Genomic DNA, 15,843 nt, shown 5'->3' with positions numbered 1-15,843 from the left:
AACATCAGGGATGATTAGCGTGCGTCGATAGCGGCTTGTGCGGCCTCTACAAGGTCCTCGCCGATACGCGGGGTCCACTCTTCGTAGACGGACTGTGTTGCGTCGACAAAGGCCTGGTACTGCGCATCGGTTAGTTCGGTTACCGTCACGCCGCGTTCTTTAATGGCCTCAAGCCGCTCGCTTTCCTGTTCTCGGGTCATGGCGATTTCCCACTCGCCCGCTTCAACCGCGGTTTCACGCAGCATCGTTTGCTGTGCTTCACTCAATGATTGCCAGACCTGCTGGTTGACGGCAAAAATCAGTGGGTCGTTCATGTAGTTCCAGAGCGTCAGATGCTCCTGACCGACCTGGTCAATGCGCGCCACATCAAATACCGAGAGCGGGTTTTCCTGGCCGTCAACCGCACCGGTGGTCAGCGCTGGCTGAGCATCGGTCCAGCTCATTTGTGTCGGGTCGGCATCCAGCGCGGAGAACGTATCCTGGAACAGCGGCGAGCCTACTACGCGGATTTTCAAACCGTCCAAGTCACTCGGTTCACTGATGGGGCCTTGCGAATTAGACACCTGGCGAAAGCCATTTTCCCCCCAGGCCAGCGGAATAACTCCACGGGACTCGATCGCTTCAAACACCATTTCTCCGGCCTCACCACCGGTGACCGCATCCACAGCGGCCTCGTCAGGAATGAAAAACGGCAACGAGAAAAGGTTGAGTTCGGGCACCTGCGGTGACCAGTTGATAGTCGAGCCGACGGCGGCGTCAATCAGCCCTGAACGCATGGCCGAGAATTCGCGGGTCTGGTCGCCGGATACCAACTGTGAGTTGGGATACACCCGCATCGTCAGTTCACCGTCGCTACGTTCCTCGACCAGTTCTGCCCACTTTTCGGCCGCCTGCCCCCACGGAAAAGCGTCAGACAATACGGTGGAAACCGAAAGCTCACGCGCCTGTGCGGAAAGCGATAGAGACAACAACATTGCACCGGCCAGGCCGGTAGACATGCAAGCCATTGAGCGTGTCAGCGTCATAACAGATCCTTTTTTATCGGTTTTTATGGTGGTGTGTTCAACGGCCGCCTGCCGTTGGCGGCACCCCGCTTCATTGTATGCACTTCACTAGTAAAAGGAAGACATCCAAGGTCGCCCTGGTCGTTGTTGGCAGCATAAGATGAAGAAAATGCAGCGACTTACGGCACTATCATTTGGGCAGTCTACCAAGCTGATATAATGATGGCCTTTGCCATCTATCAACGGACATCAACGTGCCCCTACGCGACCTGCTGCTCGGCCTCTTTGTCATCACTATCTGGGCGTTGAACATCATCGTCATCAAGGTCGGCGTGACAGAGCTTCCCCCTCTGCTGCTGACCACGCTGCGCTTTATGCTGGTCGCGGCATTATTGGTGCCCTTTTACCCGGTGGCACGGGCGCAACTGCCTTTTTTGATGCTGTTGTCGACGACATTCGGCAGTCTGCATTTTGCTCTGTTGTTCATTGGCCTGGAGCAGGCAGAGGCAGGCACCGGAGCGCTTCTGGTGCAGATGGGGACACCCTTTGCCACGCTACTGGCCGTGATATTTCTCAAGGAAAAACTTGGGCCAAAACGTATTGCGGGGCTGTTGCTGTCGTTTGCTGGCATCATTGTGCTGGCAGGTGGCCCCACCTTGCCGACCCCACTTCCATTGGCGATTCTGTTGTGCAGCGCCATGGGCTGGGCGGTATCGCAGTTGTTAATTAAACGCGGGCCGCCCATTGCGCCGCTGGCGTTGGCGGGCTGGGTCGCGCTGTTTGCGGTGCCGCAGGTGGCCCTGGCTTCATGGCTGTTTGAGAGCGGCCAGTGGCAGGCAATTCAGCAGGCGAGCTGGTTGGGCTGGGGGGCGATGATTTACACCGCCGTGATGTCATCCATCATCGCTTACGGGATCTGGTACGCGCTGTTACGCCGCCACCCGGTCAACCGTGTGGTGCCCATGACACTCCTCGTACCGGTATTGGCGGTCGGCCTGGGTGCGCTCTTGCTGGGCGACAGCCTTGGCGTGCATAAACTGCTGGGCGGCGGTCTGGTAATCGCAGGCATTGCCCTGATTGTGCTCAATATCACCCCTCGCTCTCGTCCGGCTTAATCTTCCGGTTGGCAAAAGCCGGCCAGGGCGGAGACGGATACACAGTCACCCACGCCAATTCCCCGTTCGGCAAAGTAGCCAGCGTTGACTTCAAGCGCCGCATGATAGGCGGCGCCGGGGGCATACGAGGGGCAGTCACTCGGTGACGACGATTCGCAGGGTTGCATGGTGTCAATGGCGACGATGTGCCCTGCATCGTCGATGAAAGCAATGTCCAGCGGGATCAAGGTACGGTACATCCAGAACCCATTCCCGGCTGACCGTTCGCTTTCAAAGACAAACAGCATGCCGCGCTTTTCGGGGAGATGGTCTCGCTGCATCAACCCTCGCTGACGTTCAGCCAATGTATCGGCCAGCTCGACATCCAGGCGATGCGGGCCTTGCGGGGTGTGAATCGCCAACGACAAGGTTTCAGCGTCGTCTGGCGTCGCTTGCGCCCACAATGACGCCCCGGGTAGCCATAGCGACAGCGGTAATATGATGGAGGCTTTGAGCAGCGACCGGCGGTTCATGGTCATGGTGTTTTCCTTGTCTTATCGGGCGCTATCAACGCCGTATCCTGGCATCAGATGAATCCCTCCCGCCAACAGTGATACGTGCACTGCGGCGCCGGGGGTCAGTTGATTACGTCGTGCCGCATGGGTGGCAATATCGAAACGTAGCATATCGCCATGTTGAACGCGCAATGCGACCGAGGTCATGCCGCCTAACACAACAAGCTCATCGACCGTCGCGGCAATCGGATTTTCCCGCTCGCCAAGCGACGGTCGGTCGCGACGATGGAGCACGATATCCGAGGGTGGCAGGTACCACGCCACACGCTCATTGATAGGAAGCGCGTCAAGCCCCGAGGCAACGTCCAGTTGAGCGTTGCCCCAGCGCAAACGGCGCTCTCCACCGACCTCGACCACCTGCCCTGCAAAGACGTTATGCCGATCCAGCAGCCTTGCGACGCTGGGCGAGGCAGGCGTTCTGAAGAGGATTTCAGGCGAAGCTTGTTGCAGACTGCGACCGTTATGCAGCACACAAACTTGATCCGCCAGCGCGGCGGCTTCTTCCAGGTCGTGGGTGACCAATACGATGGGTATCGAGATTTGCTGGCGAAGCCTGGCCAGTTCGCGCTGTAGCCGTCGCCGAGTTACCTGGTCCACCGCCGAAAACGGCTCGTCGAGCAGCAGCACCTGAGGCTCGCGAGCCAGCGCACGCGCCAGGGCTACACGCTGACGCTGGCCGCCGGAGAGCTCGTTGGGATAGCGGCTTTCGAGACCTTTCAAGCGCACCGTTTCAAGCCATTGTTCCGCCTGAGGGCGGCGCCTGGCGGGCGGCAAATGCCGCAGTGCCACCGCAATATTGGCCAGGGCAGTCAAATGAGGAAAAAGGGCATAATCCTGAAACACCATGCCGACCCGGCGTTGCTGGGGCGATAGCGAGCGCTTACCCCGCGAGTCAAACCAGGTTTGTCCGGCACACTCAATAAGGCCCTGCTGGGGGCGATACAGCCCGGCAATGGCACGCAGCAAGGTGGTTTTACCACTCCCAGACGGCCCCACCAGCGCCAACAGCTCGCCGGGCAAGCAGCTGAACTCGGCATTGAGTGGAATCGGCCCACTTTGTTCCGCGCTCACTATCAACCTAGCCACGCGCCCACCTCCGGCGACCCGCCAAGCCATAGACGACGCCCAGGGTGGTAAATGACACCACCAACAGCAACGCCGCCATCAGAGCCGCCCCCTGCTCGTCAAAGGCCTGTACCCGGTCATATATGGCGATCGCCAGTGTCCGGGTTTCGCCGTCTATCGCCCCACCGACCATCAGGATGACGCCGAACTCGCCCAGGGTATGGGCGAAGGTCAATGCGGCAGCGGACAGGATACCCGGCCATACCAGCGGCAGTTCAATGCGCAGCAGCGTTTGCCACGGGCTTAGCCCGCTGCACCACGCTGCTTCTCGCAAGTTATGGGGGATGTTCTCAAACGCACGCTGAATCGGCTGCACGGCAAAGGGCAGGTTGGCAACCAAGGAGGCCAGCAGGATACCGCTGAAGGTAAAATTGAGACCGCCCCCGGTGAGCGACATCCACAGCTGGCCGAACGGCGCCTCGCGGCCAAAACTTTGCAGCAGATAAAACCCCAATACGGTGGGCGGCAACACCAGCGGCAGCGCCACCAGCGCCTCGCATAGGCCTTTACCGCGAAAGCGGGCACTCGCTAACCAGCGTCCCAGAAAAATACCTATCGGCAGCAAAAAAGCACAGGTTAGCGCCGCCAGGCGGAATGACACAGAAAGCGCCGACCAATCCATCAATCTGCACTAAACCCATAGTGTTGAAAGATCGCCCGCCCTTCTTCCTGCTGGAGCCAGGTATAAAACGCCTGGGCGGTATCGCCCGCTTCGCAGGTGAGCACCATGCGGTGGCGCAGCGGATCGTGCCAGCCTTCAGGAATGAGTATGTACTCACTTCGATCGACTAACGGCGGCGCCAGTGCCAGCGAATAGGCCACCAGGCCGCCTTGGGCATCATCAGAAAGCGCGAATTGCGCCGCCTGGGAAACGTTTTCTCCCAGCACCCTCAGCGGTTCGGTTTGATCCCAAAGCCCTGCATGCGTCAGTGCTTGCTGCGCGGCCACGCCATACGGTGCGTGCTCAGGATTGGCAAGCGCGATACGGGGGCGCTCACCCTTCGCATGGCGCGCCAGTGCCTGCTCTACGCCCGCCATGGGGGCATCGCCAAACGACTTTGCCTGCCCTGGCCGCTGCAGCCACACCAGACGCCCATGGGCGTAAATCACCCCCTCATCACGAGTATGGCCTTCGTCATGTAGCGCCTCTACGTAGCGCTCATCTGCAGAAAGAAAAAGCTCAAAGGGCGCACCCTGGGCAATCTGGCGTCGAAAATTGCCCGAAGAGCCAAAGTTCAGCCGCAGCGTGTGCCCGGTGTCGTGCTCGAAGCGCTCGGCGGCTTCGGTCAGCGCGAACTGCAGGGAAGACGCCGCCGCCACTGTTGCCGTCCCCGCCGACACGGGCATGGCGGTAAGCAGCAGCCAGGCCAACAACAGCCCATGCCGGTATAGGCCACGCATCACCTAGCCCGCCTTTGGAGGAAGGTGCTGCTCGTTAATCGCCATGACCTTCATGGTGTTGGTACCGCCATGAGCATTCATATGATCACCGCGGGTCAGAATCACGTAATCGCCAGGCTTGGCGACCCCCTGCTTGACCAACAACTCAAGCGCGCGGTCATTAAGCTCAGTGGCGGTCATTTCAGAGGTATCAAACGGCAGTGATACCACGCCACGGTAGAGCGCCATGCGGCGCTGGGCGATGGGGTTATGTGCCAGGCCAACAATCGGCAGCCCCGAGCGGATCCGCGAGGCGATCAGTGGGGTATAGCCCGACGAGGTCATACACGCAATCGCCTTGACGCCTTCCATGTGGTTGGCTGCGTACATGGCGGACAGCGCAATGGTTTCGTCCGGGCGGGTAAAGCCTTCGTGGATGCGGTGACCAGACTCTTGGGCGGTTTTTTCGCGCTCGGCTCCCAGACATACCCGTGCCATGGCATCGACGGTCTCGACGGGATAATCACCCGCGGCGGTTTCCGCGGACAGCATCACTGCGTCGCTGCCGTCCAGCACGGCGTTGGCCACGTCGAACACCTCGGCACGCGTTGGTAACGGCGACGCGATCATGCTCTCCATCATTTGTGTTGCCGTGATCACGGCACGGTTGAGTGTCCGCGCTCGCTTGATCATGCGCTTTTGAACGCCTACAAGCTGGGCATCGCCAATCTCGACGCCCAGGTCGCCACGCGCGACCATCACCGCCTCGGAGGCTTCGATAATGCCATCCAAGGTAGCGTCATCGGCTACCGCCTCGGCGCGCTCCACCTTGGCCACCAGGCCGATATCTTTCCCTTCCTCACCCAAGAGGCGACGCGCCTCAAGCATGTCCTCGGCCGAGCGTGGAAAGGAAATTGCCAGGTAATCGACGCCGATCTCGACGGCGGTTTTAAGGTCTTCCTTGTCTTTCTCAGTGAGCGCTGGGGCTGAAAGTCCACCGCCCTGCTTGTTAATGCCCTTATTGTTGGACAGCTTGCCGCCCACCACGACCTGAGTATGAATCTGCGAGCCTTCGACGCCGGTGACATCCAGCACCACGCGGCCATCATCGAGCAGCAAGCGATCCCCCGCCACGACGTCGTCGGCAAGCGTCTTGTAGTCGCAGCCGACCCGTGTGCTGTCGCCTGCGTCACCGTCCATCGCCATATCGAGAATAAACGGCTGGCTTTCCTGCAGCGTCACCGCGCCCTCTTTAAAGCGGGCAACACGGATTTTCGGGCCCTGGAGGTCGCCTAACGCGGCCACACTTTTGCCCAGTTTGGCGGCGGCCTCACGTACCTCTTGAAGTCGGCGACGATGATCGTCGGCGCTACCGTGGGAAAAATTCAGCCGCACCACATCGACACCCGCCGCGAGCATGGCGTCAAGTACGCCCTCGCGGTCACTGGCAGGCCCCAGGGTGGCGACAATCTTGGTGCGGCGGATAGAGGAATGGTGCAGTGCGTTCATAAAGCTCCCAGGCGCTAAACGTTGATGATCACTAGCCTAACAGTATAACGCGCGAAACATGACCGCTATGCAACACATCAAGTTAATCGGCGAGGTGAATCCGCAACGACAGAGGGTATTCGTCGCAGTTGTTGCCATCACCGCCCCGGTCTACTACTAAAAACTCGCCTTCTCGGTCCAGCACCGATTGAATGGCGTGCCAGGTGCCCGCGCGATAATTGACGCCCTGGCGACCATCGGTCACAAAAGCCCGCACGCTGGCGTCTTCAATGTGCTCGCCGGGGGGAGCAACCACCACAATAAACCGCTCTTCATGCAGCGGCATAAACGCCTGGCTGCCCTGAGGATGGCGCTCCAGAAACGTGAGTTCCAGCGGCAGGGTGACCGGCTGGCTGACAAAGATATTAATCAGCGTGCGGGCGTTTTCACCCAGGGTCTCCACCTTGGCCAGATCATGGTGGCGCTGGGTACGCCCGGCATTAATGGGAAACGACGTCGATGTACGCGCATCAATCACATCGCCAAATGGAGCAAAGGCCCCTGCCGTTAGCGGCTCGGCTTTTAGCTGCAACATGGCGGCTCCTTAACGAGATGACAGTTTTAGAGAGGCATGGCGATTAACATCTTTATACAACAAATACCGGAAAGGCCCCGGGCCAGCGGCATAGCAGGCCTGGGGGCAGAAGGCACGCAGCCACATGAAATCCCCGGCTTCGACTTCCACCCAGTTTTGATTCAAGTGATAAACAGCCTTGCCCTCCAGCACATAAAGGCCATGTTCCATGACATGGGTTTCATCGAAGGGGATTACGCCGCCCGGCTGAAAGGTCACGATATTGACATGCATATCGTGGCGAACATCCGCCGGGTCGACAAAGCGCGTGGTCGCCCAGCGACCTTCGGTACCCGGCATTTCGATGGGAGCTATATCCTGCTCGTTGGTGACAAACGCCTTGGGCACCTCCAGTCCTTCGACAAACTCATACGCCTTACGCACCCAATGAAAGCGCACTGGTTCAAGGCTTTCATTGCGCACCTGCCAATGGCTGCCCGGCGGGATAAATGCATAGCCACCGGGACGCATGGTGTGGCGCTCGCCTGCCAACGTCAGGGTTAACTCGCCGTCGACAACAAACAGCACACCCTCGGCCTGAGGGTCCAACTCCGGCTTATCGCTGCCACCTTCCGGCTGCACTTCCATGATGTATTGGGAGAACGTCTCGGCAAATCCTGACAATGGGCGCGCCAGCACCCACAGCCGGGTGCCTTCCCAGAACGGCAGGTTACTGGTGACGATATCGCGCATGACGCCTTTGGGAATCAGCGCATAAGCCTCGGTAAATACCGCCCGGTCGGCGGTGATCTGCGTTTGCGGCGGGTGCCCGCCGGTGGGGGCGTAGTAAGTGGAGACGCCGTAAGTGGGCGAAGGAATTGCAGGCATTTTATATCCTCATCAGCTAGCGTGATGTCGTAGACTGCGCCATCCAGCGCAGCATTCTTGTGTATGCGTCCTTGTATACGATATTACGCTAGAGGACCGCCGAAATGAATTGTCGCAATTCGGCCGTTTGCGGATTAGCGAACAACTCACTGGGGACGCCTTCTTCATGGATCCGCCCCTGATGCATAAACACGACGCGGTCAGCCACGTCCCGGGCAAAGCCCATTTCGTGAGTCACCAGAATCAGTGTCATGCCTTCGGCCGCCAGCGTTTCCAGGACGCGCAGCACTTCCCCCACCAACTCTGGGTCAAGCGCCGAGGTCACCTCATCGCAGAGCATCACTTTAGGGCGCATGGCGAGCGCCCGAGCAATGGCCACTCGTTGCTGCTGTCCGCCGGAAAGCTGCGCCGGGTAAGCATCGTATTTATCCGAGAGGCCGACTTTCTCAAGCACTTCATGGGCGATTTTCTCGACTTCCCCCTTCCCTTCGCCGCGTACCACTATGGGCGCCAGGCAAACGTTTTCACCCACGGTTTTATGGGGAAACAGGTTGAAGCTTTGAAATACCATACCGACGTTTTCACTCAGTTCCCTGGGCGACATGGAAGCCGCATCCAGTTGCTTGTCGGCGATGGTAATCTTGCCGCTGTCGTGCTTTTCAAGCTGATTCAAACAGCGCAACAGGGTGCTTTTACCCGAGCCGCTGCGGCCAATAATGGCGACGACTTCGCCCTGTGCGACCGAAAGATTAATACCTTTAAGCACTTCCAAGTCGCCAAAGGCTTTATGAACGTTATCAACGCAGACCAGCGTCATAGAGCTTTTTCTCCAGATAGCGCGCATAGCACGAAAGCGGGTAGCACAGCGCGAAGTAAAGAAGGGCCACAAGGGCAAAAATGGTGAAGGGCTCAAAGGTGGCGTTGTTGAGCATGGTGCCGGCCTTGGTCAGCTCGACAAAACCAATGATGGACGCCAGTGCCGTGCCTTTGATGACCTGCACCGAGAACCCCACCGTGGGCGGAACCGAAAGCCGCAGCGCCTGGGGCAGAATCACATGACGCATGGTCTGGAAATAATTCATCCCCAGCACCTGCGATGCATGCCACTGCCCTTTGGCCACCGCCTCCAGGCACCCCCGCCAGATGTCAGTCAGAAAGGCGCTAGTGAATAGCGTGAGCGCAATGGAGGCTGCTACCCAGGGTGAAATCTGGTGGCCCATGGCAGCGGCACCAAAGAAGATCAAGAACAGCTGCATCAGCAGCGGCGTGCCCTGGAAAAGATCAACGTAGAGTGACGTTAAACGCTGCAGCCAGCGGTTGCTGGAAAGGCGCATAAAGGTCAACAGCAGCCCTACCGTCGCCCCACCCACAAAGGCAATCAGCGACAGCACTACCGTCCAGCGCGCCGCCATCAACAGGTTGCGCAGAATGTCCCAGTAAGTGAACTCGATCATCGTTGCTCTCCTTGCTGATAGGCGAATAGGCGTTTGCCCACCAGCATAAAGCTGCGCCGCATACCAAAGGCGAGAAGCAGATAAACCAGCGTGATCAGCAGGTAGACCTCAAAGCTGCGAAAATTTCGCGACTGGATAAAGTTGGCCGCGTAGGTCAGATCAAACACCGAAATCTGTGACACCACCGCCGACCCCAGCATGACGATAATCGACTGGCTGATAAGTGCGGGTTAAACCCGCGCAAAAGCAGGCACCAGCACGACATGGCGATAGTTTTGCAATGTGGTCATGCCCAACGCCCGCCCGGCCTCCAGTTGCCCTTTCGCCGTCGCACCGATACCGGCACGGAGTATCTCGGCGCTGTAGGCAGCCAGGTTGAGCGTCATGGCAATAAAGGCCGCGGTAATGGCATCGATTTTGATGCCGAGCCCAGGTAGCCCAAAAAAGATAAAAAACAGTTGCACGATAAAGGGAGTGTTACGGGTCAATTCGACGTAACCGCCGAGCCCCCAACGCACCCATGGCTGCGCATTCGCGCGTAGATAAGCCACGGCCACCGCCAGCGCAAGCCCCGTCAAGGTGGTCACCACGGTCAGGATGACCGTGGTGGTAAGGCCTTTCAGAAGCTCACTGACGTAGGGCAACAGGGTAAGGAAATCGAGTGTTGGCCCCATGATGAACCTCAGCTACCGAAGTTTTCAGGCAGGTCGGCACTGAACCAGCGCTGGGACATCTCGTTCAAGGTACCGTCTTCAAGCGCCTGGGCGATCAGGCGGTTAACCTCTTTCATCAGCGCAGGCTCATTTTTATTCATGCCCACGTAGCAGGGTGAATCTTTCAACTGATACACCAGCGAGGGCGCCCGGTCGCTATTACGCTCGGCGATCTCGGCCGCTACCACGTTACCGGTGGCAACATAATCGACCTGCCCGGAAAGAAACGCGGAAATGGTGGTGGCGTTATCTTCAAAGCGCTGCACCGTGGTGGAGTCTGGTGCAATCTCGGAAAGCTCCATATCTTCCACGGCACCACGGGTTACACCGATGGTTTTATCGGCCAAGCCTTCCGGGCTCTCCACGCTTTCATCTTCATCGGCGCTGAACACACCCAAAAAGAACGGCGCATAGGCGTCTGAAAAATCAATCGCCGCTTCGCGCTCAGGGTTCTTACCCAGGCTGGAAATCACCAGATCCGCCTGGCCGGTCTGCAAATAGGGAATCCGGTTGGCGCTCGTCACGGTAATCAATTCAAGCTCCACGCCCATCTCGTCGGCGAGGTAGTTGGCCATATCAATGTCGTAGCCACGGGGTTCCAGGTCGGTACCCACCGAGCCGAACGGCGGAAAATCCTGCGGCACGGCAATGCGAACGGTGCCTCGGGATTCGATGTCCTCAAGGGCATCCGCCTGAACGTCTGGGCTTGTCGCGACAGCCCCCAGGGCAACAGCGGCACTCAAGCCCGTTGCTAAAAGACCGGACTGCAACCGCTTGAAGCGGCCATTAAAGGCGTGGTTGAAACGCTGCGATAACAATTTCATAGGACTCTCCTGGCAGGGACGCGTTTTATTAAGGAATGCTTTGTATGTAATAAGCCGAAGCGGCAATTCATGTAAGGCTAATGAAAGCTTTGTTTCATACAGCAGATACAAGAAACTTTCGTTTCACCTACTCACATAAAAGCAATGGCGATGCCAGAAGTCGCTAACCGCATTTATAACAGCACTTTATTGAAACCACGGGCGATGGTGCAGCGGTCGCTGCGCCAGAAAGGAAGGAGGTGTGCATGGTGTTGGTGCGGTTTCAAACCAACAAAAGAACGATATGCACTACGACAGGGTGGAAGTCTACTGGGCGTTCCAATCAACACTCATGATGGGTGATTCCAGTTCGCTGAGGTCAGCGTAACTATCGCTGATCGCACTGATCCGCTTTCGACCTTCACCAAGGCGCCGGTGCAATACGCCGTTGGCCAGCAGGCAGATCAGGCTATTGGCGGTGGCGTAGCTATCAAACGCCGAGAGGCTTTCCAGCGGCGCTTCCATCAGCCAGTCGACCTGGGAGACAAAATTTACCGCGGTAGGGTCGGCGATCAGCGCCACCTCGGCTGGCGAGTGCTCGAGGGCATTCACCAGCGCGGCAAATGCTGCCGGGCGGCGGCGAAAACCAAACAGTACCACCACATCCTGCTCGTTGAGATCGACAATCTCTTCAGCCAACGATTGGTTGGGCTGGGGTACCACACGCACCTGGGAGCGTGCCTGAATCAACTGCTGGCGAAAATGCAGCGCCAAGGGATAGCTGTTACGAAACCCGATCACGACCACATGACGTGCGCTAGCCAGGCGCTCTACCAGCGCGGTAAATTGATCCGCCGCGATGCCATTCAGGCAGCGCTGCAGATTATCCTGCTCGCGCTGCAAGTGACGCTGGAACGGCGCGCCCGCCTCACCCTGCATGGCGTTGGCATCGATCACCAAGGGCACCCCCAGGTTGCGCAGTTGACGGGCGTGGTCTTTAACCGAGCGATAGCTTTCGAACCCCAATCGCTTGAACAGTCGGCTGACAGTCGATTTGGAGACCCCGGTCAAGCGCGCCAAATCGGCAGCGCTGTATACCGCAAGATCATCAAAGTGATCGAGGATAAAGCTCGCCACGCGCTGTTCCTGGGCACTTAGCGCGTCAAACTGGGCGGTAATCCGCTGTCCGATATGCGGCGTCATAATATCCTTTTAGCTGCTTGATTAACGCGTTGATGGCGGGTGGTGCTCCGCCCAATGGCGGGCGATATCGACCCGCCGGGTCACCCAAACGCGGTCGTGGGTTTCGATGTAATCCAAAAAGCGCTGCAGGGCACGAAAACGCCCTGGACGCCCCAATAAACGGCAATGCATGCCCACCGAAAGCATCTTGGGCGCCTCCTCCCCTTCCGCGTAGAGCACATCGAACGCATCGCGCAGGTAGGTAAAGAAGTGATCCGCGGTATTAAAACCTTGCGGCGCGGCAAAGCGCATGTCGTTACTGTCCAGCGTATAAGGCACGATCAGATGATGATGATCACCGCCCTGACTATCGGTTACCTGCGTCCAGAAAGGCAAGTCGTCGCCGTAATAATCACTATCGTAAAGGAAGCCGCCTTCATCCAGCACCAGGCGCCGGGTATTGGGGCTATCGCGGCCGGTGTACCAGCCCAGCGGCTTCTCTCCATACAGGCGTGTAAAGATATCCATGGCGTTTTGCAGGTGTTCGCGCTCGATATGTTCGGGGACTTCCTGATAGTGAATCCAGCGATAGCCGTGGCAGGCAATTTCATGGCCCAACTCCTTGAAGGCCAGGGCGGCCTCGGGGTTGCGCTCCAGCGCCATGGCCACGCCAAACACCGTCAGCGGCAAATCACGCTTCTCGAACTCGCGCAGAATGCGCCACACCCCGGCTCGGGAGCCGTATTCATAAATCGACTCCATGCTCAGATGGCGGTCTGGATAGGACGGTGCGCCGATGATTTCTGACAGGAACTGCTCGGAACCTGAGTCGCCATGCAGCACGCAGTTCTCGCCACCCTCCTCGTAGTTAAGCACGAACTGCACCGCTATTTTAGCGTTGCCGGGCCAGTTGGCATGGGGCGGGGTGCGTCCGTAACCGATCAAGTCGCGGGGGTAATGGCGCTGTGTCATAGACGGCTCCTTAGATGAATCCTGGCATGCGTCGACATAACATGATCATTCGCAACGCATTATTAGCTTGTATACAAAATAGCCTGATCAAACCTTAACCGCAACGCACGACAAAGCGAATAGGTTGAGACAGGGGATGTTTCACTAACAATAAAGCAGCGAACAGCGCAAAAGTTGATCAATTGGTCAACTAACAACTTGACATTTGACGCAGTCTCGCACTTGCGGTGGGCGAAAAATCGCCCTATTTTGTATACAAGAAAAGATAAATTGTTTACCTGAAACGAACGTATTGCGACCAAGAGGAGAATCGGGTGGCCCATATACGCCTTATCAACCCCAATACCACGGCCTCAATGACCGCCTCGATTTATCGTGCCGCCAACGACTATGCCGCCGCAGGCACGCAGATCAGTGCCTGTCAGCCGGAAGCTGGCCCAGTGTCGATTGAAAGCCATTTCGATGAGGCAATCAGCGCCGTCGGCGTCGCACAGGAAGTCATCAAGGGCGAGCAGGAAGGCAACATCGATGCCTATGTCGTGGCCTGTTTCGGTGACCCTGGGTTGCTCGCTGCCCGTGAGCTGACCCGCGCCCCGGTGGTGGGCATTGCCGAAGCCGCCTTTCACATGGCGACGCTGATCAGCACGCGGTTTTCGATTGTCACCACGCTTGGCCGCACCGGCATCATTGCCGAACACCTGCTGGAACAGTACGGCTTTCGACAGCACTGCCGACGCATTCGCGCCGCCGAAATCCCGGTTCTGGACCTTGAACACCACCCCGAAGTCGCCTACCAGCGCATTGTGCAAGAATGCTGCCGAGCCCGCGACGAAGATGGTATTGGCGCCATTGTGCTGGGCTGCGGCGGCATGGCCAACCTCACCCAGGAAATTAGCCGTGAGGTAGGCCTGCCCGTTGTCGAGGGTGTCAGCGCTGGGCTCAAGCTTGCCGAATCCTTGGTGGGGCTGGGGCTCTTTACCAGCAAGCACGGCGACCTGGCTTACCCGCGGCCCAAACCGTTTACCGGTCAGTTTGCCGATTTTTCAAACCTGACACTGCCGCCCGGAGGCTAACCCACAAGACACCATCACGATGCCAGCCAATAACAATGACCGCATCAAAAACACACGCCAGCCGCAAGCATCCCCAGCACCGCTGAGGGTCAATAACAGCCATCTTGCGAGGTTCACACCATGAGTGCATCACCATCGGGTCTGACGTCGGACGACCCAGCGACCGTTACACCCAGCGACGGCCAGAAAAGCATAGGCGACGAATCGCTCGCGCCACAAAGTACGCGAATAATGGGGCGCGCCTCTTATTTTCTTGCCTGGTTTGGCGGCTGCGTGTCCATTGGCACCTTTGCCATGGGTTCGAGTGTGGTCGGCACGCTCAACCTGATTCAGGCGACGCTGGCGATCGCCATTGGCTGCTTTGTGATTGGCATTGCCTTGGCGCTCAACGGTGCCGCTGGCTATAAATACGGCATTCCCTTCATGGTCCAGGCCCGCAGCGCCTTTGGCTTTGCGGGCACCCGGCTGCCAGGGCTGGTTCGCGCGGTACCGGCGATCGTGTGGTACGGGTTTCAAAGCTGGATCGGCGCCGGTGCGCTGAACATGGTGTCAGCGACGCTGTTTGGCTTTGATAATCTGGTGTTCTACTTCATTACCTTCCAGCTGCTGCAAATCGCTCTTTCGGTTACCGGTTTTCAGGGCATCAAGTGGCTGGAAAATCTGGGTAGCGGGTTTATTCTCCTGTCACTGGTCTACATGTTTGTAGCTACCATTCAGCGCTACGGCGATGAACTGTCGGCAAACCTGCTGACCATGGAAGGTTCCTGGGGCATGCCGTTCTGGGGCGCAACCATGCTGTTTCTGGGCATCTACAGCACCATGATGCTCAACGTCAGCGACTACTCCCGGGAGCATAAAACCGGCTCGGGGCCGGGCCTGCTGACCACGCTGTATGCCATGTCGATTCTGCCCTGCACGCTGTTCATGGGCCTGATTGGTTTTATGGTCTCGGAAGCCACCGGCACCGCCGACCCCATCCAGGTCTTCGCCAACGCCGTGGATAACACCCCGCTGCTGATGACCACGCTACTGTTCATCGCCTTTGCGCAGGTAACGACCAACGTTCTGAATAACGTCGTTCCGCCCACCTACGTCCTGATGGATATCTTTAAGCTCAAGTTCCCCGTGGCCACCGTGATCGTCGGACTGCTGGCGTTCGCGACCTTTCCCTGGAAGCTGGTGCAGCCGGGATCGGCAGAAGGGTTGCAGCTTTTCGTGCAAACCTACTCTGCCTTTCTCGGCCCGATCTTCGCCATTCTGGTGGTGGATTATTACGTGATTCGTCGTCGCACGCTGGATCTGGACAAGCTTTACGACGCCAGCGGCCCATACCGGGGTGTTAATGCGGCGGCCTTGATCGCCACCGCCGTGGGCATTGTGGCGGCGCTGCTGTTCTCAGCCGTTTCCTGGTACGCCAGCCTGATTCCCGCCGGGCTGACCTACTTCCTGTTGATGAAGCACTGGCCCGCCTGCCAGCGTTTTAACTCGTAAATCCACTCGCCACTACAAGAGCTAATG

Annotated in this window: 18 protein-coding genes; 3 read left to right on the top strand and 15 right to left on the bottom strand. The window is 58.2% G+C overall.

The window, feature by feature from the left end:
- Positions 1 to 14: 14 nt before the first annotated feature.
- The gene (locus B7L15_RS00700; protein WP_085917131.1) at positions 15 to 1,025 is read right to left on the bottom strand and encodes a DctP family TRAP transporter solute-binding subunit; all 1,011 of its coding nucleotides are present in this window, start codon (positions 1,023 to 1,025) and stop codon (positions 15 to 17) included.
- Positions 1,026 to 1,258: 233 nt separating this feature from the next.
- Between B7L15_RS00700 and B7L15_RS00695 the strand changes: the two genes are divergently transcribed.
- Positions 1,259 to 2,119 carry a DMT family transporter gene (locus B7L15_RS00695; RefSeq protein WP_085917130.1) on the top strand — a complete coding sequence of 287 codons (861 nt, stop codon included), beginning with the start codon at positions 1,259 to 1,261 and terminating at the stop codon, positions 2,117 to 2,119.
- Here B7L15_RS00695 and B7L15_RS00690 read toward each other — a convergent pair.
- From B7L15_RS00690 to puuE, 14 genes are all read right to left on the bottom strand, one after another.
- Positions 2,116 to 2,637, bottom strand: coding sequence for a DUF192 domain-containing protein (locus tag B7L15_RS00690; protein WP_085917129.1), 522 nt, complete (start codon positions 2,635 to 2,637; stop codon positions 2,116 to 2,118). The genes B7L15_RS00695 and B7L15_RS00690 overlap by 4 nt on opposite strands.
- Positions 2,638 to 2,652: 15 nt before the next feature.
- The gene (locus B7L15_RS00685; protein WP_254902816.1) at positions 2,653 to 3,759 is read right to left on the bottom strand and encodes an ABC transporter ATP-binding protein; all 1,107 of its coding nucleotides are present in this window, start codon (positions 3,757 to 3,759) and stop codon (positions 2,653 to 2,655) included.
- On the bottom strand, positions 3,752 to 4,399 hold the full coding sequence (modB, locus tag B7L15_RS00680; RefSeq protein WP_233337278.1) for a molybdate ABC transporter permease subunit: 648 nt from the start codon (positions 4,397 to 4,399) through the stop codon (positions 3,752 to 3,754). The genes B7L15_RS00685 and modB overlap by 8 nt, the downstream gene beginning before the upstream one ends.
- A 20-nt stretch (positions 4,400 to 4,419) precedes the next feature.
- Positions 4,420 to 5,199, bottom strand: coding sequence for a molybdate ABC transporter substrate-binding protein (gene modA, locus B7L15_RS00675; RefSeq protein WP_085917282.1), 780 nt, complete (start codon positions 5,197 to 5,199; stop codon positions 4,420 to 4,422).
- 3 nt (positions 5,200 to 5,202) lie between these two features.
- Positions 5,203 to 6,687, bottom strand: coding sequence for a pyruvate kinase (pyk, locus tag B7L15_RS00670; protein ID WP_085917126.1), 1,485 nt, complete (start codon positions 6,685 to 6,687; stop codon positions 5,203 to 5,205).
- An 82-nt stretch (positions 6,688 to 6,769) separates the two neighbouring features.
- Positions 6,770 to 7,261, bottom strand: coding sequence for an ureidoglycolate lyase (locus B7L15_RS00665; protein WP_085917125.1), 492 nt, complete (start codon positions 7,259 to 7,261; stop codon positions 6,770 to 6,772).
- A 9-nt stretch (positions 7,262 to 7,270) separates the two neighbouring features.
- Entirely contained in the window at positions 7,271 to 8,128 is an 858-nt protein-coding gene (locus tag B7L15_RS00660) for a bifunctional allantoicase/(S)-ureidoglycine aminohydrolase (protein ID WP_085917124.1), read from the bottom strand.
- An 88-nt stretch (positions 8,129 to 8,216) separates the two neighbouring features.
- Complete coding sequence (locus tag B7L15_RS00655) at positions 8,217 to 8,945, bottom strand: amino acid ABC transporter ATP-binding protein (protein ID WP_085917123.1); 729 nt, start codon at positions 8,943 to 8,945, stop codon at positions 8,217 to 8,219.
- Positions 8,926 to 9,582 carry an amino acid ABC transporter permease gene (locus B7L15_RS00650; protein WP_085917122.1) on the bottom strand — a complete coding sequence of 219 codons (657 nt, stop codon included), beginning with the start codon at positions 9,580 to 9,582 and terminating at the stop codon, positions 8,926 to 8,928. Before B7L15_RS00650 ends, B7L15_RS00655 begins: the two co-directional genes overlap by 20 nt.
- Positions 9,579 to 9,782 (bottom strand): hypothetical protein, encoded by a 204-nt coding sequence (locus B7L15_RS20065; RefSeq protein WP_441316939.1) that lies wholly within the window; start codon positions 9,780 to 9,782, stop codon positions 9,579 to 9,581. The genes B7L15_RS00650 and B7L15_RS20065 overlap by 4 nt, the downstream gene beginning before the upstream one ends.
- A gap of 30 nt (positions 9,783 to 9,812) precedes the next feature.
- Entirely contained in the window at positions 9,813 to 10,256 is a 444-nt protein-coding gene (locus tag B7L15_RS00645) for an amino acid ABC transporter permease (protein ID WP_441316938.1), read from the bottom strand.
- An 8-nt stretch (positions 10,257 to 10,264) separates the two neighbouring features.
- Entirely contained in the window at positions 10,265 to 11,119 is an 855-nt protein-coding gene (locus tag B7L15_RS00640) for a transporter substrate-binding domain-containing protein (RefSeq protein WP_085917121.1), read from the bottom strand.
- A 306-nt stretch (positions 11,120 to 11,425) separates the two neighbouring features.
- Positions 11,426 to 12,301, bottom strand: coding sequence for a MurR/RpiR family transcriptional regulator (locus B7L15_RS00635; RefSeq protein ID WP_085917120.1), 876 nt, complete (start codon positions 12,299 to 12,301; stop codon positions 11,426 to 11,428).
- Positions 12,302 to 12,322: 21 nt separating this feature from the next.
- Positions 12,323 to 13,252 carry an allantoinase PuuE gene (gene puuE, locus B7L15_RS00630; protein ID WP_085917119.1) on the bottom strand — a complete coding sequence of 310 codons (930 nt, stop codon included), beginning with the start codon at positions 13,250 to 13,252 and terminating at the stop codon, positions 12,323 to 12,325.
- 314 nt (positions 13,253 to 13,566) lie between these two features.
- On the opposite strand from puuE, the gene B7L15_RS00625 reads away from it, so the two are divergent.
- Positions 13,567 to 14,325 (top strand): aspartate/glutamate racemase family protein, encoded by a 759-nt coding sequence (locus B7L15_RS00625; RefSeq protein ID WP_254902815.1) that lies wholly within the window; start codon positions 13,567 to 13,569, stop codon positions 14,323 to 14,325.
- Between the two features lie 120 nt (positions 14,326 to 14,445).
- A complete protein-coding gene (locus B7L15_RS00620; RefSeq protein ID WP_085917118.1) occupies positions 14,446 to 15,816 on the top strand; it encodes an NCS1 family transporter in 1,371 nt (456 codons plus the stop codon).
- The last annotated feature ends 27 nt before the right edge of the window (positions 15,817 to 15,843 follow it).

The organism is Halomonas sp. CSM-2, assembly GCF_002119345.1.
Taxonomy (GTDB): Bacteria; Pseudomonadota; Gammaproteobacteria; order Pseudomonadales; family Halomonadaceae; genus Vreelandella; species Vreelandella janggokensis.
The sequence above is the reverse complement of the archived record's forward strand: the minus strand, read 5'-3'. Positions and strand labels throughout refer to the sequence as shown.

Bases quoted from the DNA above. Each gene is read 5' to 3' on its own strand.
- B7L15_RS00700 (WP_085917131.1), bottom strand. From the start codon at position 1,025: ATGACGCTGACACGCTCAATGGCTTGCATGTCTACCGGCCTGGCCGGT.
- B7L15_RS00690 (WP_085917129.1), bottom strand. From the start codon at position 2,637: ATGACCATGAACCGCCGGTCGCTGCTCAAAGCCTCCATCATATTACCG.
- modA (WP_085917282.1), bottom strand. From the start codon at position 5,199: ATGCGTGGCCTATACCGGCATGGGCTGTTGTTGGCCTGGCTGCTGCTT.
- pyk (WP_085917126.1), bottom strand. From the start codon at position 6,687: ATGAACGCACTGCACCATTCCTCTATCCGCCGCACCAAGATTGTCGCC.
- B7L15_RS00665 (WP_085917125.1), bottom strand. From the start codon at position 7,261: ATGTTGCAGCTAAAAGCCGAGCCGCTAACGGCAGGGGCCTTTGCTCCA.
- B7L15_RS00660 (WP_085917124.1), bottom strand. From the start codon at position 8,128: ATGCCTGCAATTCCTTCGCCCACTTACGGCGTCTCCACTTACTACGCC.
- B7L15_RS00655 (WP_085917123.1), bottom strand. From the start codon at position 8,945: ATGACGCTGGTCTGCGTTGATAACGTTCATAAAGCCTTTGGCGACTTG.
- B7L15_RS00650 (WP_085917122.1), bottom strand. From the start codon at position 9,582: ATGATCGAGTTCACTTACTGGGACATTCTGCGCAACCTGTTGATGGCG.
- B7L15_RS20065 (WP_441316939.1), bottom strand. From the start codon at position 9,782: ATGCTGGGGTCGGCGGTGGTGTCACAGATTTCGGTGTTTGATCTGACC.
- B7L15_RS00645 (WP_441316938.1), bottom strand. From the start codon at position 10,256: ATGGGGCCAACACTCGATTTCCTTACCCTGTTGCCCTACGTCAGTGAG.
- B7L15_RS00640 (WP_085917121.1), bottom strand. From the start codon at position 11,119: ATGAAATTGTTATCGCAGCGTTTCAACCACGCCTTTAATGGCCGCTTC.
- B7L15_RS00635 (WP_085917120.1), bottom strand. From the start codon at position 12,301: ATGACGCCGCATATCGGACAGCGGATTACCGCCCAGTTTGACGCGCTA.
- puuE (WP_085917119.1), bottom strand. From the start codon at position 13,252: ATGACACAGCGCCATTACCCCCGCGACTTGATCGGTTACGGACGCACC.
- B7L15_RS00620 (WP_085917118.1), top strand. From the start codon at position 14,446: ATGAGTGCATCACCATCGGGTCTGACGTCGGACGACCCAGCGACCGTT.